The organism is Lentibacillus daqui (genome assembly GCF_027186265.1).
GTDB lineage: Bacteria > Bacillota > Bacilli > Bacillales > Amphibacillaceae > Lentibacillus_C > Lentibacillus_C daqui.
This window is the reverse complement of sequence record NZ_CP114176.1, coordinates 3321638-3341395: the sequence shown is the minus strand read 5'-3', so window position 1 is coordinate 3341395 and position 19758 is coordinate 3321638. Positions and strand designations below refer to the sequence as shown.

At 40.2% G+C, this 19758-nt stretch carries 22 protein-coding genes; 10 read left to right on the top strand and 12 right to left on the bottom strand.

The features are described 5' to 3' along the window. Window positions 1-39: 39 nt before the first annotated feature. The gene (gene bla, locus O2S85_RS16710) at window positions 40-942 is read right to left on the bottom strand and encodes a class A beta-lactamase (protein WP_269410426.1); all 903 of its coding nucleotides are present in this window, start codon (window positions 940-942) and stop codon (window positions 40-42) included. Between the two features lie 205 nt (window positions 943-1147). Between bla and O2S85_RS16705 the strand changes: the two genes are divergently transcribed. Further along, a complete protein-coding gene (locus O2S85_RS16705; RefSeq protein ID WP_500796420.1) occupies window positions 1148-1306 on the top strand; it encodes an Rpn/YhgA-type helix-turn-helix domain-containing protein in 159 nt (52 codons plus the stop codon). Between the two features lie 60 nt (window positions 1307-1366). Here O2S85_RS16705 and O2S85_RS16700 read toward each other — a convergent pair whose 3' ends face one another. From O2S85_RS16700 to O2S85_RS16680, 5 genes are all read right to left on the bottom strand, one after another. Further along, the gene (locus tag O2S85_RS16700; protein WP_269410424.1) at window positions 1367-2794 is read right to left on the bottom strand and encodes a lipopolysaccharide biosynthesis protein; all 1428 of its coding nucleotides are present in this window, start codon (window positions 2792-2794) and stop codon (window positions 1367-1369) included. Between the two features lie 49 nt (window positions 2795-2843). Next, a complete protein-coding gene (locus O2S85_RS16695) occupies window positions 2844-3926 on the bottom strand; it encodes a polysaccharide pyruvyl transferase family protein (RefSeq protein ID WP_269410423.1) in 1083 nt (360 codons plus the stop codon). A 155-nt stretch (window positions 3927-4081) separates the two neighbouring features. Then, the gene (locus tag O2S85_RS16690) at window positions 4082-4282 is read right to left on the bottom strand and encodes a hypothetical protein (RefSeq protein WP_269410422.1); all 201 of its coding nucleotides are present in this window, start codon (window positions 4280-4282) and stop codon (window positions 4082-4084) included. A gap of 87 nt (window positions 4283-4369) precedes the next feature. Next, entirely contained in the window at window positions 4370-5407 is a 1038-nt protein-coding gene (locus tag O2S85_RS16685) for a glycosyltransferase (protein ID WP_269410421.1), read from the bottom strand. Continuing rightward, complete coding sequence (locus tag O2S85_RS16680; protein WP_269410420.1) at window positions 5394-6665, bottom strand: O-antigen ligase family protein; 1272 nt, start codon at window positions 6663-6665, stop codon at window positions 5394-5396. The genes O2S85_RS16685 and O2S85_RS16680 overlap by 14 nt, the downstream gene beginning before the upstream one ends. A 263-nt stretch (window positions 6666-6928) precedes the next feature. On the opposite strand from O2S85_RS16680, the gene O2S85_RS16675 reads away from it, so the two are divergent. After that, entirely contained in the window at window positions 6929-8062 is a 1134-nt protein-coding gene (locus O2S85_RS16675; RefSeq protein ID WP_269410419.1) for a glycosyltransferase family 4 protein, read from the top strand. A gap of 127 nt (window positions 8063-8189) precedes the next feature. Next, entirely contained in the window at window positions 8190-9233 is a 1044-nt protein-coding gene (locus O2S85_RS16670) for a glycosyltransferase family 4 protein (protein WP_269412621.1), read from the top strand. 166 nt (window positions 9234-9399) lie between these two features. On the opposite strand, the gene O2S85_RS16665 is transcribed toward O2S85_RS16670, so the two are convergent. Then, on the bottom strand, window positions 9400-10473 hold the full coding sequence (locus tag O2S85_RS16665) for an LCP family protein (protein WP_269410418.1): 1074 nt from the start codon (window positions 10471-10473) through the stop codon (window positions 9400-9402). 337 nt (window positions 10474-10810) lie between these two features. On the opposite strand from O2S85_RS16665, the gene O2S85_RS16660 reads away from it, so the two are divergent. The 3 genes from O2S85_RS16660 (at window position 10811) to O2S85_RS16650 (ending at window position 12242) form a co-directional block, all read left to right on the top strand. Then, window positions 10811-11551 carry a WecB/TagA/CpsF family glycosyltransferase gene (locus O2S85_RS16660; protein ID WP_269410417.1) on the top strand — a complete coding sequence of 247 codons (741 nt, stop codon included), beginning with the start codon at window positions 10811-10813 and terminating at the stop codon, window positions 11549-11551. A 203-nt stretch (window positions 11552-11754) separates the two neighbouring features. Beyond that, entirely contained in the window at window positions 11755-11979 is a 225-nt protein-coding gene (locus O2S85_RS16655; protein WP_269410416.1) for a DUF1659 domain-containing protein, read from the top strand. 47 nt (window positions 11980-12026) lie between these two features. Beyond that, window positions 12027-12242, top strand: a complete 216-nt coding sequence (locus tag O2S85_RS16650; protein WP_269410415.1) for a DUF2922 domain-containing protein — start codon at window positions 12027-12029, stop codon at window positions 12240-12242. A gap of 233 nt (window positions 12243-12475) precedes the next feature. Here the strand turns inward: O2S85_RS16650 and O2S85_RS16645 are convergent, their stop codons facing one another. Further along, window positions 12476-12874, bottom strand: coding sequence for a secondary thiamine-phosphate synthase enzyme YjbQ (locus O2S85_RS16645; protein ID WP_269410414.1), 399 nt, complete (start codon window positions 12872-12874; stop codon window positions 12476-12478). 285 nt (window positions 12875-13159) lie between these two features. On the opposite strand from O2S85_RS16645, the gene O2S85_RS16640 reads away from it, so the two are divergent. The 3 genes from O2S85_RS16640 to O2S85_RS16630 all read left to right on the top strand — a co-directional run bounded on the left by O2S85_RS16640 (window position 13160) and on the right by O2S85_RS16630 (window position 14608). Further along, complete coding sequence (locus tag O2S85_RS16640; protein ID WP_269410413.1) at window positions 13160-13576, top strand: YwqH-like family protein; 417 nt, start codon at window positions 13160-13162, stop codon at window positions 13574-13576. Window positions 13577-13583: 7 nt separating this feature from the next. Further along, the gene (locus O2S85_RS16635) at window positions 13584-13862 is read left to right on the top strand and encodes a DUF5344 family protein (RefSeq protein WP_269410412.1); all 279 of its coding nucleotides are present in this window, start codon (window positions 13584-13586) and stop codon (window positions 13860-13862) included. Between the two features lie 137 nt (window positions 13863-13999). Next, window positions 14000-14608, top strand: coding sequence for a methionine biosynthesis protein MetW (locus tag O2S85_RS16630; RefSeq protein WP_269412620.1), 609 nt, complete (start codon window positions 14000-14002; stop codon window positions 14606-14608). A 441-nt stretch (window positions 14609-15049) separates the two neighbouring features. Here O2S85_RS16630 and O2S85_RS16625 read toward each other — a convergent pair whose 3' ends face one another. Next, window positions 15050-15835, bottom strand: a complete 786-nt coding sequence (locus O2S85_RS16625) for an HAD family hydrolase (RefSeq protein WP_269410411.1) — start codon at window positions 15833-15835, stop codon at window positions 15050-15052. A gap of 369 nt (window positions 15836-16204) precedes the next feature. Beyond that, the gene (locus tag O2S85_RS16620) at window positions 16205-16348 is read right to left on the bottom strand and encodes a hypothetical protein (protein WP_269410410.1); all 144 of its coding nucleotides are present in this window, start codon (window positions 16346-16348) and stop codon (window positions 16205-16207) included. A 187-nt stretch (window positions 16349-16535) separates the two neighbouring features. On the opposite strand from O2S85_RS16620, the gene O2S85_RS16615 reads away from it, so the two are divergent. Next, window positions 16536-16733, top strand: a complete 198-nt coding sequence (locus tag O2S85_RS16615; RefSeq protein ID WP_269410409.1) for an aspartyl-phosphate phosphatase Spo0E family protein — start codon at window positions 16536-16538, stop codon at window positions 16731-16733. A gap of 275 nt (window positions 16734-17008) precedes the next feature. Here O2S85_RS16615 and O2S85_RS16610 read toward each other — a convergent pair whose 3' ends face one another. Both O2S85_RS16610 and O2S85_RS16605 read right to left on the bottom strand, forming a co-directional pair. Then, entirely contained in the window at window positions 17009-18613 is a 1605-nt protein-coding gene (locus O2S85_RS16610) for a Na/Pi cotransporter family protein (RefSeq protein ID WP_269410408.1), read from the bottom strand. A 369-nt stretch (window positions 18614-18982) separates the two neighbouring features. Then, window positions 18983-19621: a phosphate signaling complex PhoU family protein gene (locus O2S85_RS16605; RefSeq protein ID WP_269410407.1), complete on the bottom strand. Its 639-nt coding sequence runs from the start codon at window positions 19619-19621 to the stop codon at window positions 18983-18985. Window positions 19622-19758: the final 137 nt, after the last annotated feature.

Sequence of the window (19758 nt, the reverse complement as noted above, 5' to 3'; positions counted from 1 at the left end):
ACTTTATTTCAAGCCACATAATGATTCAGTTGGGGTAAATTATTTAGCTTTAAGAATGTCGATTACTTCTTTTGTTGCCAGTTCAATAAGTTTATCATCAGTATCCGCTTCCTCTTCATCATGGCTGGAAAGAATGGCTAAAACAATCGGCTCTTTTTTCGGGGGCCAAATAACAGCAATGTCGTTTCGTGTTCCATATGATGCTGACCCAGATTTATCCGCTACAACCCAGTTTTTTGGTACTCCTGCACGAATCAATGTATCACCAGTGGCATTTCCCTTAAGCCAATCTGTTAAAAGCAAACGTTTCTCCTTTGGAAGTGCGTCACCAATTACGAAGGACTGGAGACTGCTAGCAAGCGCCTTGGGTGTACTAGTATCATGGGTTTCACCAGGTTTCACTTCATTTAACTCCGGCTCGAATCGTTCAGGATTTGTCACGTCATCGCCAATTTCTCTGAGTGCTTTTTTAAGTTCATCAGGTCCACCCAACTGCTTAAGGATAAGATTTTCTGCTGTATTATCACTATATCTTAGGGAAGCCTCACATAGTTCTCTCAGCGTCATTCCTGTATCAACATGCTTCTCTGTAATTGGATTATAATTTACAAGGTCATCGTGCTTATAGGTGATCCTTTGGTTAAGGTCTTCTATTGATATTTGCTGTAGCAGTGCACCTACAGCTAAAGCCTTATGTGTGGATGCATACGTAAAACGCTCATTTGATCGGTAAGTGACGGTTTGGTCTGTACCCGTATCAAGCGCATAGATACCAAGTCTGGCATCAAATTTGTCTTCCAGTTTGGCAAAATTATTATTTTTTGATTCGGATGGATCGGGTTGAGCACTATCCTCTGAACAACCTGCAAGTGCCACACATGAGAGAAGCAGTACAGGTACCAATTTCTTAAATGTACCAAAGATTGGTTTCCTTAAATTCATTAAAATCAAACCTCTTTCTATCTTTTATTTACCTTCCTATGTTAGTTATACATATCAGGTTTGGCGGCCAATCAAACCCGGATGATATTTCGTGCTCCATAAAATGAAGGGTATAAATTAAAACTACATATGTAATACTACATTTGTAGTTTCCGTTTGTCAAATAGTTTTTTAGCAAAATAGGCTGCTTTATGAATCGACCTTGGTGGATTCATTGACCTGTTGTGAGGGATTGAGGCTGGGGGAAGTTAGAACCAAAGAAGTAGCATGTGAGATGTTGAAAAAAGGGATGTCCATTGACCTGATCGCGGAAGTGACGCATTTGGACAGTGAAGAAGTTGAACGGTTGCGGGAGACGTTGTAACACGATAACCCAAGACTTTCTACGTCTTGGGTTATCAGACTGGATTTCAAATATTCGTAGTCACTTTTCCGCAGTTTTCCGGCTCCATTTGACGGCTATCTCCTTCATATTTTCATATACTAATGTGATTAATCCCCAGTTGTATATGAAAAAAACCAGGATTGCCAGACAAATGCTGATCACGATCCCAACCCAGTTAAAGATAAACGGAACAATCATGGCGATTGCTGTCAGTGGTAATAAAACAGCCATGTCCCGGTAATTCATTTGAATATGGAAATACGCCCCGGCAAAATATACACGCATAAGCCACATGACCAGAAAGGCGACAAAGGTCGAAATCGCTACCGCATATAACCCAATATACTGGATCAATAGCAGGTTTACCAATACATTAATAGCCGCGCCTACCAAGGATGAAATGAAAATAAGGTTGGTTTTTTTGGCGCCGTGATATCCAGCTGCCCAGAATTGTGAGAATGCACTTACCAGCGTTGCCAACAAGAGAAATCCGATATATTTCCAAGAACTATAAAAATTATTGGCAATGAAGATGGCCAAGACAGGTTTGGTTAACAATGCCAGGCAAATGACTGATGTGGTCATTAACCGGAAAAAATGATGAAAAACGTTTGTATAATAGTTATCCTTGTCTATGGAATCATACGCTAAGATCGCGCTGTCTTTCCAGGCAAGCGAAAAGACCGAGCTGATCATCATCAATATGGCGGGGATCTTGTTCGCAACCGCATAAATTCCATTATCGTCCATCCCTAAAAATACTGTGATAAAATACCGATCCGACATAGTCATTACCCACCAGCTGGCAGCCCCGGGGATGATCGGCATCGAATAGATGAGCAGGGATTTGATGATGCTTTTGGAGTAAGCATTAGCTGATAGGTAATAGCTAAATTTCATGGTCAGCCAGCCAACAATTGTGACTCCAATCCCAGCGATAATAGCCGAATAGAAAAATGCGTCCAGCCGTAAATGGAAAATCAGAATAAAAATAAGGTTTAGCGCCACTGTGATCACTGTTTGCAGAACCCCAATCAGGGCAAATAGTTTATTGTACCCAAGCCCCCTTGCGCATTGCTGAATAAAACTGACGACAATGGAGATATCTACATATAACAATGCAAGCCAGCCGTATGGAATGGAAGTCAATAGGAGTACGGCCACAGCAACCACATTGAAAAGGAGCAGGTTACGTAAAATAATGACTGCTCCAGTGGTAATAATTTGTTGCTTTTTGCTTTCATCCGTTTCCCCGAGCAGCCACCTGTAAACCCCAGCAACTAATTCAAACGTAATAAATGGTGCGAGCAATGTTGCCGTGGTTACCACAACATCCCAAAGTCCGTATTCTGCAGTTGTAAAATAATGGGTGTACAGTGGGAGCATGAAAAAGACGAGTATTTTTGAGCCGAAATTAGCAACTGTATAGAGTATTGTATTCTTTAATAAATTGTTTCCATTTGCCATACAACGTCTTTCCTTTTGTAGATGTTTTTTAATATCCCGGACAAAACAACTATTTCATGTATTTATCCAAAAGTAAAAAGTGCTCCTCTGCTTCCTTCACGGGATTGGAAACATTGATTGTACTGTTGTTTAAGCTGGCAAAGACATCATTTGCTTTTAATGTATGCAATGCGTCGAAATCACAGTATTTTCCGGTAAAATGTAAATCCTGCATAACATTGGTCATTTTTCGGCTATACACAATTGGAAATACTGGTTTTCCCATAACCCAACCAAGAATCATTGCATGGAATCTGGATGCGACAATAAAGCTGGATTGTACCAGAATTTGTAGTGCTTCATCTATATGATATTGATATACATAGGTTGCGACGTTTGGGATCAAATGTTTTGGAATACGTTGTTTGATTGCAGTGAGAGCCTCATCATCTTGTTCGATTACGCAAAAGGCCATTAGCGTTACCTGGTATCCTCTCTCTATAAAGTGAATCGCAACCTCACTCATTTTTTGATAATACAGCTGATCACTATTTACCAAGTGCTTGCGAATCGATGGCTTAATTACAGTTAGGACGACCATTTTTTCCTGTGTATTGGCTGTTGGCATTTGCAATTGAAAAACGATATCAGCGGCCATTCGTGTTTGTGGCAAGTCACGGAACAGTTCAAGTGAATGACGGTCGCGAAAACAAATATCTGTATATGTATGAAACAGCTTCTTATATGCTATATAGAATTCATCGTCATCATAGGGTCCGAAATTAGCCCCTAATAGAAAAAATGGTTTATTTGTTAACTTTAATGCTTTATTGTTCCTGAACTCCTTCTTCCAATTTTCACCTTGAATGAAAAGGGATCCCCCGATGTAAACTGCCATGTCATAGTTTTTGGCAATTATGTTACATAAAACATGTTCCAGATGAAGTTTCCGGGATAATAAACGGACGCCACGAAACCATAATGTATCGCTAGGGAAAACCCGGAGATTCGGTAACATGTGAAATAATTTTTGGTAACCACGTGGCGCATAAAGCAGAAACTGTGTGTCCGGATAGCGTTCGCATAGTATTTTTATAAATAAATCATCACCCAGATTAAATTGTGTGTACGCATAAATGATCACCTTTTTCATGCTGGTCATTCCTCGCTTTAACAAGGGGGTTCAATCCCGGGATTACTATACCTGCATGGTTGCACAATACAGACTGTTTTAGACATGAAAAGTCATGCCATTTTACAGGTCCAAACAACTGAAGATGCTAAAGACATTGTTTGGTGCAAGTTTTCTTAAATTGGTGAACGGTGATTGAATATATCAGCGATTTCTTGCATTATATCAGCGACTTTGCACGATATATCAGCGGTTTTAGCACTTATATCGGCGATTTTACGTGCTTTATCAGCGATTTCAGCATTTATATCAGCGATCCCCAAAATTAGGAAAAAACCTTTTCTCGGTCCATCGCACTTTGGAATTTGTGCCATCATCTCAATAGTTTCTGCCCAAGCCCTAAACCGGAAAATCAAGAGAACCGCTTATGTCCATGCCGGCATGCCCCCTCATCTTATCGCCGGCTAGTTGAGTTGTTTCAGCAAGTTAAATACGGGATGGAGGCGTTGGTGGAGCAGGTTTTTTGCAGCGAAAAACCAGTATATGGCATGTATCGCTTGACGTTTAACCAGTTTTCCAACTAAACGAGCTTGCAAGGTGTCGGAAAAATGGGCCATGGGTACATAGCTTGCGGTAACGATAGCGTTGATTGCTTGTTTTTTTTGTCTGGATGTAAGCGGACTGTCTGGGTGAAATAGATTGTTCAGACCATTCACAATGCTATTGGCTTGAATCATGGCCAGGAAATATTGATTATCTGCGGTGAAACAGTTTTTTTTACGCAGATAATCTTTGACCCGAACAAGCAGTACTTGCTGGTTTTCCATCAAGTCCTTCTTAAACGCTTTCGTTAATGAATCCTGGTTAATACAATACGTATATAATGGATCGGTGATGATATGGATCTGCTCACATGCTTCAATATAACCAAGGTTAAACAGCAGATCTTCACCCATGGAAAAATGTTTGTCAAATTGAATATGGCAATCGTTAATCAGAGTAGCATCATATAGTTTGTTACAGGGTGAAGGAAGAATGATGTTTTTATAAAGTTCCCCGATATGCTGCATGAAGTCTGTTTTGGAAAAGATGCCAGTAATGGATGGGATAATCGGTTGTTTCATTGTTTTTTGGGCAATATGATATCCGCAAACAACCATCTGAATACCGGGCTTCATCGCTTCCACCAAACGTTGGGTCATGGTTGGTTCCAGATGGTCATCGGCATCGACGAACTGAATAAAGTGTCCCGTTGCTGCTTTGATACCACCGTTACGCGCAACGGATGGTCCGGCATTTGGCTGATGAATGACCCGCACCCGTTGATCCCGTTTGGCGTAACGCTCACAAATAAGCCCGCTGTCATCGGTGGATCCATCGTTAACCAAGATCACTTCAATCAGCTTGTATGTCTGTTGCAAAATACTGCTGATGCATCTGCTAAGATATTTCTCAGCATTGTATACAGGTACAATAATACTGACTATATTAGGGGACGTCATATTTTCCCACCTCAATATTTTCCCGAACTAAAGCAATCATACCAATGGTTACATATGTCATAACAGATGGCGCAAATAATACATGACCGGCTAATGCAGCTATACCAAGGCATAATCCGAGTGTACAAGCCAAAATAAGTTTTCTAATGGTAAATGGAAACATGTTTTTGCAAAGCTTACTGACTAAAAAGATGAGCGGCATGACTAATAAAAAACTGCCAATAATACCATAGCCAAAGAATAAATCAAAGAAGTCCATTTCAATCAACTTCTCAACATCTTGATTATCACCAGCAAACCCTAGTCCGAATAATTTCCTTGCCACCGTAGCATCGGCAAATTCTGTTTTTGTTTGTTGCAGATACATATCACGAGAACTAAGGATATTCGTTGGACTTTTGGTTTCGGTTTGATCAGAGACAGATTCTATTTGCTCTGTTTTATGATCCGCCCCATGTCCCAACTGTCCCGTTGCTGAAAAAATCGGTGTTTTTGGAATAAGACAAATGAATAAGATAACGATTGCCAGGAAAAGAATGGCGCTTTTTTCTCTCCCAACGTGCCGAATAAAAAGCAGTATATATCCCACACCTGTTAATAGGAGGGCGACTCCACCTACAAAAGCTGTTTTTGTCCCGATCATTGGCACCATGCTGATCATGAATGCTAAAGAAAACCAGGAGAGATATGTTCGTTTATAGGTAAGGTGAACCAGACTTAATCCCAGCAGAACAATGACAATAACACTCAATTCATTCGCAGCGAAAAACCACCCGGAAAAACCCGCACTCCCATAGCGGTAACTGTCAATACCTGTGCCGGTTGCAATGGCCAGCCAGTAACTGACTCCAACGATCAGACTTGTAACCGCTGCCGCCCTGTATATGGTTGCTTTTGATAATATTCTTTGTTTCAGTAAAAGGATTGATACATGAATCATGACCAGGTAATAGCCGGTTTTAATCGCAAAATTTATTTCCTGAAACAAGTTAAGTTGGGGTTTATATAGCATCGTTATGGCCAGCATCAGTATAATCGCAAAATAGGATGCAAAAAAAGCCCATACCTGTTCCTGTTTATATAAGTATATGAAGCGTATCATCCAAATAAACAACCCAGCCATTAAAATTGCCCGAAAAAGGGAACCGATTGTAACAGTCATCCCATGGTAGCTGGAAATAGATGTCGCAATATCTATAAGCGGCTGAATGATAATTAATAAAAAAATCCACTTTTCCCGCTTCTCTATTATTTCCATGTGAATAGTCCTTTCATGTCACGATCATTCCATATTCACAATTATGGGCAGTTATGTAACAAATATGCATAGGAGGCTTATAGGAAGCGGGCGTTCTTTCGCCATATTACGGAAAGAAAAACCCGCCGATTATACTAGAACAAACAGCCCGGATTCAGCAAAAGCACGAACTACATTGCAAATGCATCCCCTAAAAAAGCATGAAAACAGCCATCCTTGGGCAACCTGTAGACAGATTCAATAAAAGGTAGTGAAAGTTACATATGAAAATTTTACATTTAAATGCCGGAAATGAAACAGGCGGCGGAATGCATCATATTCTGGGGCTGTTAAAAGAATTTAACCGGGATGAATTTGTTTTAGGTGTTTTAGAAAAAGGCGAACTGCTCAAACAGGCGAAAAAATGGGGGATTCAGACCGTTTATTTTTCCAATCACCTAAAATTAAGTATTCCACTGATGCGTAAAATTGCTGGCTTTATCAAAAAAGAGCGCATTCGTTTCGTTCATACTCACGGGCCACGGGCGAATGTGTACGCAAAGATATTAAAGAAAATGGCTTCCTTCCATTGGGTAGTTACAGTTCACAGTGATCCAGCCCACGACTTTATGGGGAAGGGGCTGTACGGGAATTTCCTCTGCCATATCCATTTAAATGCAATTCGGCATGCAGATCGTGTGATTGCAATTTCCGAACCATTTCGTACCAATTTAAACGGTGCCGGGGTAGAAAACAAGAAAATTATCACCGCATTAAACGGTATTGACTTTCGGAAAAAGCTTGATTCCCCACATGTAAGGGACGACTTTGGTTTCTCTAATCATGATTTTTTATTTTTGATGGTAGCAAGGCTGGAACCGGTAAAGGGTCACCAAATTGCCTTCGAAGCTTTGGCACAATTACTAGCCGGACATGCAAATTGTCACTTGCTGCTGGCGGGTGACGGCTCCCTTACCGACAAATTAAAAGATGCTGCACGCGATTTGGGCATCGAAAATCATGTTCATTTCCTCGGGCACAGACAGGATATCGACAAATTTTACGGGATGGCAGATGTCACGATGCTAACCTCGTTAAGCGAAAGTTTTCCGCTCGTATTGCTGGAATCTGCCCGGGCGAAAACACCAGTGATCGCATCAGATGTTGGCGGTGTAGCGGAATTACTTTGTGACAAATCATACGGATGGCGTACGAGTCCGGGAAATATCCGGGAATTGACCAGTGCGATGGAAGAGGCGATGGTTTTTCGTGATAGGGGAATGCTGCAATCGATGGGGGAAAAGCTCAAATCTCATGCATCAAGTAAATTTTCATTGGAGATTTTTGCTGAAAACGTTTATAATATATATTTAAGTATGGAACATGTAAATGACAGTATAAAAAGCAGATGGATTTGAGTACCTGCATACAGATTTCTGGTGTAAAGGCCGAATATATATAGTATAGAAATAAGAAGCAGGCAGATGGTGAAAATAAAAATTGCCTGCGTAAATGCTGGCAAACGGGGTGGGCTAAGTGATAAAGATAGTGGGATTAGCCTTTTTAACACTGTTCATTTCATTAATCATAACGCCGATTTTGATAAAAGTTTCATTGAAGTTTAACGCAACAGATAAACCAAATCAACGAAAAGTTCATAAAGCGCCGATTCCAACGCTGGGTGGAATCGCCATTTATTTAAGTTTCCTCATTGGCTTATGTATACTACAACCGATCAATCAATACCATATTGCCATTCTTTGTGGCGGTTTTGTTATGGTGCTCGTTGGTTGTATTGACGATTTATTTGACCTCTCTCCAAAGGTTAAATTTATAGCCCAAACGGGAGCTGCTTGTCTAGTCGTTTTCTGGGGCGGCCTGCAGGTGGAATTTATTAACCTGCCGTTTGGTGGACAAATTGAATTTGGCTTTTTAAGTTCAGTAGTTACGATTATTTGGATTGTCGGGATTACGAATGCCATTAACCTGATTGACGGCCTGGACGGGCTTGCCGGCGGGGTATCCGCAATTGCCTTATTTACCATTGCCGGAATGGCCGTAATTATGGGCAATATTTATGTAGCGACGATAGCTTTGATCCTATTTTTTAGCACAGTTGGCTTTTTACGATATAACTTTTTCCCGGCCAAAATTTTTATGGGAGATACTGGTGCATTATTTTTAGGTTATATGATTGCAGTATTGGCACTGCTCGGGTTTAAGAATGTAACGATTATTTCGTTTATCATTCCGATCTTTATTTTGGGTGTGCCGATTTCCGATACCTTGATTGCCATGGTTCGCCGGTATATTAATAAACAGCCGATATCGAGTCCGGACAGTTCACATTTGCATCATCGCTTGGTTAAGTCCGGATTTACCCATAAGCAAACTGTGTTAATTATCTACACGCTTAGTGGTATGTTTAGTGTTGCAGCAATTTTATTCTCGATGACAACAGTTTGGGGATCGCTGCTGATTTTCGCGATTTCCTTGGTAGCAGTACAATTTTTAATTGAAAATCTGGAATTAATCAATGCTGAATATAAACCTTTGACAAATTTGGTGAAAGGGTTGAAGCATAAATAGCAGTGGCTCGGGTGGGTTGCTGCTATTGATCGTGTGCGAGATGATTGGCTACAAGCTTCAAATCAGACTTGTTTATGGAGTCGGACACGGCCATAAACCCAGAATTTTCATATCTTCTTATCTCGTAAAAAACCCCGCTAGTTTTATAACTAGCGGGTTGTTTATATTAATAGGTCAAATCCGGGTTCGTCTCCGGTTCTGTTCCTGCTTCAGTGCCTGTTTCCACGTTGTTATCGTCACCCGCGGTTGCACTCACCGAATCAGACAAATCCAGTTGTTTTCTTAGTATATGCTGTGTTTCTTCCAGTGCCACTTCATCCAGCTGGTAATAATAGACATTGGCTGGCTGGTAATCCTGCCCCTCCAATGTTAGTGATTCGATGTCTAAATCTTTGCTTGTTCCATAGGATATAAAGCTTTTCATTTCATCGAATGTCATGTTGGTGGTCATATTCTTGCCAACTGCTTCAATAACATCGTCATATTTTAAGATGGAATTCATTGATATTGCCCTATTCATGATGGCTTTGATTACTTCCTGTTGCCGTTTGCCCCGTTCAATGTCATTATCCTGTTTTCTTGTTCTGGCAAATGCCAAAGCCTCTTCACCATTTAATTTCTGCTTTCCCGGGAGCAAGTGAATTTTGTTCGCCTTATCTTTGGAGTCCTGTTCATACATTTCGTATGGTACATTAACATCCACACCATCGACTGCGTTAACCACATCGATGAATGCTTCGAAGTTTACTTTGACATAATAATCTACAGGAATGTTCAGCAGGTTCTCCACAGTTTCAATCGTTGACTTTGGTCCGCCATAGGCATGAGCGGCGTTAATTTTTGACTGAAAGCCCGCTTCAGGAATATAAACAAAGGAATCACGTGGAATGCTAAGCAGTTTTACACTTTTATCATCTTTGTTCAATGTGGCAAGCATCAATGTGTCCGTACGTGAATTGTTGCTATCTTTATTATCACGAACATCACTGGCATCTACACCCATGATCAAAACGGATACATTATCGATGGAGGGGTCAACTTTTGTTTCACGTAAACTTGATTTCTCCCTTCCATCATCCTGAAATGACTCGGAGAAAACAGAGCCGGCTTTCATATATAGATATGTGCCATAGGTAGCAACTCCGATAAATACTAATAAAAATGGGACAAGGATGAAAACAACCTTTTTCCGCAGTTTACGTTTTCTTCTGTGTCGCACAAAACGTGTTTGATTGGACATATTCATTCCCCTTTTATGCGTAATACCTATATATTAGTATTATGCATGAATATTTAGCTATATTTCAAAATGCGTTAGAAAAATCTAATGATACATGATATGATAATTTCGAGTATTTTCTACATAAAATTCGAAAGCTATCATTAATTTTACTAGAAAAACAATCAGCAGTAAATTAAAATTTGATAACAATTTTGCACCTTATATGTAAATTGTTACAAACATGGTCGCTACTTTTAACGCTTGTCGAGGGCAAAAGGAATTAAATTATAAAAAACGATGGCTTCAGCTAGATAGAGGGCGATAAGCTGAGTTTTCAATAGAAAGGTTGCGAAATATGACGAATTCCAGGACTTCAGTAACTATTATGGGCATCCCATTTATCCATACAACGAAGCAGGAATTTCTTGAAAAATACCTTGCACCAAGAATCGCGAATCAGGAGAATACATTTGTAGTTACGGCTAATCCGGAAATCGTAATGCATGCCCGCGAACACCCAGCCTATAAGGAGATTGTTCTTAGTGCCGATTATGTAGTTCCGGACGGTTCAGGCATTTTGATGGCAGCAAAATATCAAAAAGAACCATTGCCGGAGCGAATTCCCGGCTTTGATCTCATGCTTGATTTGCTTGATCATGCAGAACGGTGGGGATACCGCTGCTTTTTTCTGGGTGCTGAAGAAACTGTCAATGAAAAGATGGTAAAAGAAGTCAAACATAAATATCCCGATTTGAAGATTGCCGGACACCATCATGGTTTTTTTGATTTGGATGACACGGAAATTGCTGCTAAGGTGGAGCGCACCAATCCTGACATCATTTTTGTTGCGCTTGGATTTCCCAAACAAGAGGAATGGATTGCCAAATACAGACAGCAATTTTCCAAGGGATTGTTTATCGGGTTAGGTGGGAGTTTTGATACGATTGCCGGAGTGACCAAGGCAAAACGGGCTCCGCAATTTTGGATTTCGCTTAATCTGGAATGGCTGTATCGTTTGATTAAACAGCCAACACGATTGAAACGAATTTTGAAAGTATTTGCGTTTATGGGGCGAGTGATTTTAAAACGTGATTGAAAGCAGGACAGCGTGTGTAGTGAGAGATGTATCCTTGAAAAAGCAGCGGATCGGGTAACTTGTTCGCTGCTTTTTCATTTTTAGCTATCGTCTCTTTCTCTAAAATAGAGGGCACGGCAGTAATGGTATATATTAAATTTACTAATCACATGGCACCTTTCTCCATCCACAAACGATTGTAGTTGTGAAAGGAGGAGATGAACATGGCAGTAGCAGAATTGTATAGTTCCACTTTGCAAATTATCCTGGACGATGGCCTGGATATGGACTCAGGGAAGCAGGTTTATAAGACGAAGAGCTTCAATAATATCAAGCCTGAAGCAACTTCTGATCAGCTTTATGCCCTAGCCCATGCTTTTGTCGAATTGCAGGAGCTTCCACTTTACGACATCGAACGTAAAGACAGCTCCCAGATTATGGAGTCATAGGTTCAGGACCGGGGCTCATACATGGCGGGTAAAGAGGAGGTGGAAACGTGAAAAAGCTTGAGTTGAAATTTTTAAATGAAGATGGCAAAACCGTTACCTATTCGCTGGATAAACCGGTGGAACCAGTTGATCCAGCAGCTGTTAAAAGCGCAATGGATGAGATTATCAGCCAGGATGTGTTTACAACTTCAGGAGGTGACCTTGTTTCAATCAAGGGAGCCCGACTGGTTGATCATCAGGTGACGGAGATTGAGCTTGACTAATGATAGAGGGCGGTGCGTTGTGACAACGTGCTGCCCTTTTTGTTTTAGCGGAGGTGGGGAAGTTTTTCTAACGTTGGCCTCCGCCTCCATGAAATATCGGAATCGCCGTAAAAAATATGTAAACCGCCGTAAAATGAGCTGAAACCGCCGATAAAATTTAATTTATATTTTTAATTCCAGCCCTGCACTTTGCGCGAATTCGGTTGAAGCCGTTCCATGATTTTGTTAAATCATCAGGCGATCAATTTCGCATGATATTTTCGATTGCGTGGCCCGTCAAATTCACAAAAATATACCCCTTGCCATGTACCAAGTACGAGTTCCCCGTCAGAAATAATGATGGTTTGGGCATGTCCAACAGTACTCGTTTTTAAATGGGCTGCCGTATTTCCTTCGACATGCAAGTCTTGTGGGTGGTTCCATGGATAGATTTCATCGAGCCGCATAAGCATATCAGTTTTGACATCGGGGTCGGCATTTTCATTCACAGTAATCCCAGCTGTCGTGTGTAAGGATGAAACAATTAAAATGCCATCTTTTACTTTCATTTCACGAAGCCACTGCTCTAGCGTAGGTGTAATCTCAATCATTTCCGAATGCCGGTTTGTTTTTAAAGTGAAGCGTTTATTCATTTAACATCATCCTTTCACTGAATAATTTGCATAAGGCACCGACCAATTTTTGAATTTACGTCAATCATATGCGTGCCAGACATCTACCTGAAATGTTGTGCTTGATGTATCAATAGTTTTCCCTGTTTTCGCACATGAAAAACACTTGAATAAATGAGGCTTAATGCCTAATTTATTTGAACTAAAAAACAGTACGTTCTACCCCTGTTGCCTAGGGTGATAATACCATATAATGTGTAGATGGCTGAGAAATAATTCTACTTTAAGATTTAAGCAGATCAGGCGGTGAAACAAGAAATGAATGATACAATTGATATGCAAATCACAACCCTTCAGAGCACCATTTACTCCATGAATCAACAACTTATCCAAAAACGTGACGAATTAGAACGGTTAAAAACAACGCATCTACAACTTGAAGATTATCAAGAGGAATTCCAGGTCAATCAACGGTACTGCCTCGACCCGGACTTGTCGAGGCGTACGTGGAATGGGCAACAGGCAAATCAATTTGATGGGTTCCGAAACGGTGAAATTAAGGCAACGTATAAATCCATCCCGGATCAGCAACTAGATCATATCATTTTCCTGTTAACGGATAAAATTGAGGAAATACGCGCATCAATTGGCGATATGGAAAGTGATTATGCATCCAAAAACAGACTGTTAAGTGATTTGCGGTCACAGCGAAGGGGGAGTTAAGTAATCCATGGGTACAGAAGTAAAGATTAGTTTTGCGGACGTGGAGCAGACACTAAATGAAATGGAGTCATCGGGTCAAGCCTTGGAATCGATCCATGTTATGATTGCGGATGATAATCAACTTGATATGGCCGATAAACTGAATACGATTAATCAAGCGCTGGATGATATCATCGGATCCTATCAGTCATTGTTGCTTAACAATAAAGAGGCTACAATTCGGTCGGTGCAAACGATGCAGAAAACGGATGAAAAGGCAGCAGATGCAATACAATTTTCTGATTAAATAGAGCTGAATACTCTGTAAAATGGAAGTAATATTGCAGGGATTTTTACCGGAATTCCTTTTGAAAGCGAAATGAATGAAAGGATGTGCTTATAATCTGTGGGCATCAATGGCATACTGCAAAAAGACCCAGATCTATCAGAGAGTACTATTATGATAAATTGCTGCACGTCAAGACAGGAGAAAGTAAGAACGTTGCATATCCCGATTCACCTTATCACTACCCATATGAACCGACACCCTATGACGCACTTGATACATTATTTACCAATTATTCGATAAAGGCTGGCAGTCAGGTAGTGGATTTTGGATGCGGAAAAGGTCGTTTGAATTTTTATCTGCATTATTTTCAAGAATTAGCTGTAAAAGGAATTGAAATGGATCAGGATTTACTAAAAGGTGCGTCTGACAATCTAAGAAGCTATTTGCATAATACAAAAAATCAACAGCAACCAATTGAATTTATTAATTGTCTGGCGGAAGAATATCGAATTGTCCCGGAAGATACCTATTTTTATTTTTTTAACCCTTTTTCCATCCAGATTTTCCGGAAAGTTGTCGATCATATTTTGGTATCGGTTGCCGAAACTGATAGGGACGCTGAACTCATTTTGTATTATCCAGACGAAAAATATATCGATTTTTTGGAAAGTGAAACAATGTTCACCTTGAAGCAGGAGATTATTGTGCCAGGGTTATACGACTGGGACCTGGATGAACGGTTTTTGGTTTATGATTTGATATAAGGAGATATTTAACAACGGGAAAAACTTTTTTGACGGGAAAGAATCGACAACAATAATAGCTATTTCCCGGGAAATATCGACAGCAAATATTCCACAACAGTTGTATCTAATCACAGCGACATACTTTTTCCAAAAACAAAGAAGCCGAAACTGGAATTCCAGTTTCGGCTTATCTTATTGAAAGACGGTCTACCGCAGTGAGTGTTACTGTGGTATTTTTTACCTTGTCGCAACATATACACCTTTTTATCCTAGCACACTCCTTATGCGTTCAGGTGGCGCTGAGGGATTATTTTTTCTTAATGCTGCCTGACCCTCTTGATGGGGTCTAGTCTATTCGGCCGCTTCATGTTGGTCTCATGAGGCGGTCGTTATTATTTTATGGATCTCTACCGTTATTATACCACGATTTTAACAAATGTACACGTTCGTTTTTCTTATTTACCTAACCAAACCCAATTGCTTCAATCCATTAAAAATTCCGGAATTCTCCACCGTTGTTGTTCTGCGGTTTGCATATTGCGATAAAGCTGGGCTGGCATTTCCCATAGCGAAGCCCTCTCCAACGGTTTGCAGCATTTCTTTATCATTCATCCCATCCCCAAAGGCAATCGCACTTTCTTTGGGAATATCCAAACGTTTGAGTACACGCTTAACCGCTTCTCCTTTGTTGACGGTTTTGCGAATAATGTCATAGCAATGTTCGACACCAGTTATGTTTACTTGGGAAAGGTGGATATTAGCATCAAATTCATAATGGATAACGTCCGCTGGATTCATGTTAATGATGGTTGCGCCAAGCACCCGGTTCATTATTTCGCTGGTGAAACGCTCGTTTTTGTGCATTTGGAATGTTTCGATGAATTGGTTGACTTCTGGTGTATCCAGAGCTGTATAATAATTTTTTTCGCTAGTATATAACACGAGTTCTTGTCCACGATCACTTGCAATCTGCAAAAATGTCGCAATCGTATCTGGATTCATGGGCTCGTCAATAATGGACTGGTTTTTGTAGATGGCGTGTGCACCGTTGTAACCAATAAATGAGGTAATACCAAGTTCATCGGCCAGCTCAGAAAGTTCATGGATTGGTCTTCCGGTTGCGAGAAAAACCTCAATGCCCTTTTCTTTAAGCTGGGTAATCGCATCTTTGGTTGATGCCGTGTAGGTATGGTCTGGTTTTAATATCGTCCCATCGATGTCGAGAAAAAGTACCTGGTAGGTCATGTTGTTCTCCTTTTACTGCGAATGATTGTTATATTAAGTCTATCACATTTTTGGGACAGGGGCACGGTTTCTGATGATGGATGATTGGATAGGGGGGAGCATATCGTATTTTATTACTGAGAATGAATGTCATTTATTTATGCTTTCACTTTTGAATTTTGTTTTTTAACATAATCGCTTTAAAAACTGCATCACAATCTCTAAAGGCACATGCTTATGGCGTGGAATAAATAATGTTCCTTATGTTTAATTACCATATTCAATGGGTAAATAACATTGAACACAGGTTTGGAGTTTTGTTTTTCGATGGATGCCCACCTTCAACCCATGGGCATCCAATTTTTTATTTTAGTGGCTCTGGGACAGAACTTAACAAGATACTGTCGATTTTTCTTCATTACGTTTTTCCTGGACAATCCATTTAAGGAATTCTTCTTCATTATTTGTAAGCTTTCTATTTAATTTGCTTTCGAACTCCTTGGATAATTTTATATACAAGATGACTGGTTCCATCAAGCCGCCCCCTGATAGTAGATATGTCCCCATTGTATCAAAATTTCAGAAAGATTATATCGTCATAACTCAATTGTAATGAAAATGTAATAATGAAGCTTTTGGTAATTTAGTATGGAATGTGTTTACTTTCATACTAAAGTCCTATAAACTAAATAATATATATCATGGGTTGGGGGTATTTTAATTGTATATACATAAAAATTTACAGGAGTCAATCCATATAAAAAGAAGACAAATGATTGATTTAGCTTATGAAAAGGGATTTACCCATGAAGAGACAGTGAAATGCAGCCAGGAGTTAGATGATCTATTGAATTTATACAGAAATTATTTGTTAACTGGGCAGGGGCAACATTGGAAACTATTAAATCATTATATCTGATAATTAATTTCCTTTCCATGTATGCGATTGTCGTATGTTTCACGGTTTACATAGGTATTTTTAACTAAAATTAATTGTTCAGGTGGGTAATGAGGCTGGGTAGTAGTTTCTGAAAATGTAGAATTATTTACGGATGAAAGGCAAATGAAGAAGCATGTTTTGAAAAGGTTGAATCAAAACATGCTTGAATTTTGCAAGAATGTGGGAGAATTATTTCTAGGCAATCATGATATAGATAGTATTAGTTGGAGATGTCATCGGAATAGCCACTCTCCCTAAATCAAACCAAGTACGGTGCGCGAGATGTTCATGGTGTGATGGTAAACTTGCATGAGCTGGTTGATGATATCCAGGTAGACGGCGCTGATGTCCGGATTGTGTTCCTGTTTGGTGATCAGGTTGTTGAAGTGCTCAAATTTGGCATCTTTTTCAAACTGGTTGACGGCCGACTGGGATTGGATATTCTTTCGCGCCTTTTTTAGATCGTCTTCCTTAAATGCCTGTAATGAATCAGTATAGGATTGTTCAATATATCCAAGCAATTCGGTTAGTTGTCCCTGGTCTTTTTCACTTAATGCAATGTTTTTCTCACTAACTTTTTCTGCTTTGCTAATAAACCGAATCACAATATCCCCGATATGTTCAATATCATTTAAAATGTTCAACAATTTGACTTCCTCATTTGACTGGCTGCTCGACAAATCAAGCTGACCAACTTTTAGTAAATATTGCTGTATTTTGATGTAGGAAGCATCAATCGCTTGTTCGACCCGATCGATGTCGTCTTTCGTAACCGTGCCGTCGATATAACCTTTCAACTGATTAATCATATTTTCCCGAACCATGTCAGCCAACCGGAAAATTTCCTGTTTACTACTAATCAAAGCCTCCTCGGGTACAGTCAATAAGCTCTCATTGAGATAGATTTGAAAATTGGGTGCAGTTGCAGTTTGCTGTTGCGGGAAAAACCGTTTAAACAATGTCGCAATCCAGGGCAGAAATGGGAAAAATAACATGGCAATCGCAATGTTAAACGCCGTATGAAAATGAGCAATCTGCCGTGCTGGGTTACCAGGCAAATAATGAATCCAATCGGTGATAAAGGCTAACAATGACATAGCGATAACCACACCGATACCTTTAAATAAAAAATAAAATAGTGCAAGTTTCTTTCCTTCCAGTTGGGAGGCAAGGCTAGAAATGACGACTGGCAATGTTGCCCCAACGTTGGCACCAAGGACGAGTGGTAATACATCCGGTAGGGTCAGTACGTCTGATGTTACAAAGGCAATCCCGATAATAATCATTGCAGCACTGCTATGCATTAGGGCGGTAAAAATCATGCCAATTATTGCAAATAGAATTGGATTTTGTGAAAGAGTGACCAGAAAATGTAAAACAGCATCCTTTTCACTTAACGGTTCCAAGGAAGATGTGATGACGCCAATCCCAAAGAAAATAAAGCCAATACTGAGTGCTATTTGGCCAATCGATTTCCATATATTCTTGTTCAAAAACATGATAAAAACTGCACCAAGAAAAATGAAAATCGATGCATAGCGTGCCACATCAAACGTTAAAATCTGCACAGTAAGCGTCGTTCCTATCGCTGATCCAAGCACAATGCCGAATGCTTGCGACAGGGTAATGATGGAGCTGCTCACTAGTCCAACGACAAGAATGTTCGTAACGGTGCTGCTTTGTAAGAAAAATGTCACACTAATTCCGCTTAAAATGCCTTTCCATCGAGTATTAGTCATGGCAGCAAGGGATTTTCGCATTTTGGATGCGCCCACCTTTTGCAGGCCGTTGCTGAGCAGGTGCGTACCATAAAGGAAAATTCCCAAGCCACCAAAAAAGCCTAATATACATGTAAGCATAAGGATTCCTCTTTCTATTTTATTGTGCGTTTGTTGTAGGGCGGGGGTGTCGAATGAGTTTTATTTGGTAGCAGATGGGAGGTATCTGGTGTTGGATTGTGTGTTATTTCGGATTTAGCAGCGTTGTCTCCCGAGTAAGTGAGTTTGTGTCCCGACATAGCATGGTTTTCTCCCGAGTGGACGACCTTGTGTCCCGACATAACGGGGTTTTCTCCCGAGTAGACGACCTTGTGTCCCGACATAACGTATTTGTCTCCCGGGTTAGCAAGACTCTCTCCCGACTTGACAAGTTCCTGTCCCACGATTGGTGTACCCTCCACCGCTCTTATGTTGTTCATCCCCCACCCAACAACCATGATGTACACTAATTCATTGGTAAACCTCAATCGCATCCTTATACGTCCGCGCTGCATTCACCAGATGGTCGCCGATTCGTTCCAGAAAACGGCTGACAATTACCATTTTTAACTTACTTTCAGTCAACTGCTTCTCTTCATTAATCAAATGAACCAAACCTTTGTATGTCTGTTTATTTAGGTGATTCACATATGCATCGTGTGTAATGACGGATTGAAGCTTTTCGGCATTATTGTCTTGAATGCCTGCGGTGAGCCACGATATCATATCTTTTTCGTAATCAAAAAAAGACCGGATCATAGGCCGGAGAATGTTGGTATCAATCACATCACTGATTGTTACGATATTGGTTAACTGATCGCCAATTCGCTCCAGTTCGCGAATAATCCGGCTTACCGAGAATAACCATTTAATTTCCGATGTGTTCAGTTGTTCCAGCGAAATTATTTCAAGGATGTATTTTTCAATCTTCTTTTCATCAGTATCTATCTCATTCTCAATTTCAAAAATAAACGCTTTGTTTTCGCTTGTCGGTTTGAGCAAATACGCATCAAACTGCACCATCATTTGTTGCAGATTATCCAGAATTTCCAATACAAGTTGCTGGATTTGCTGCCGTTTGTGATCGTAATAATTTTGTCGGATGAGCATATTTTCACCTCCTTGGATGAACCGCCTGTATCCTTTGGAAAATAATTGCGGATGTCATTTTGCTGTTATCTTTCCAGCATATTAACTATGATCAAAAAATATGATCCACAAAGTTCTTTTATAGGAGCAAGTGTTTG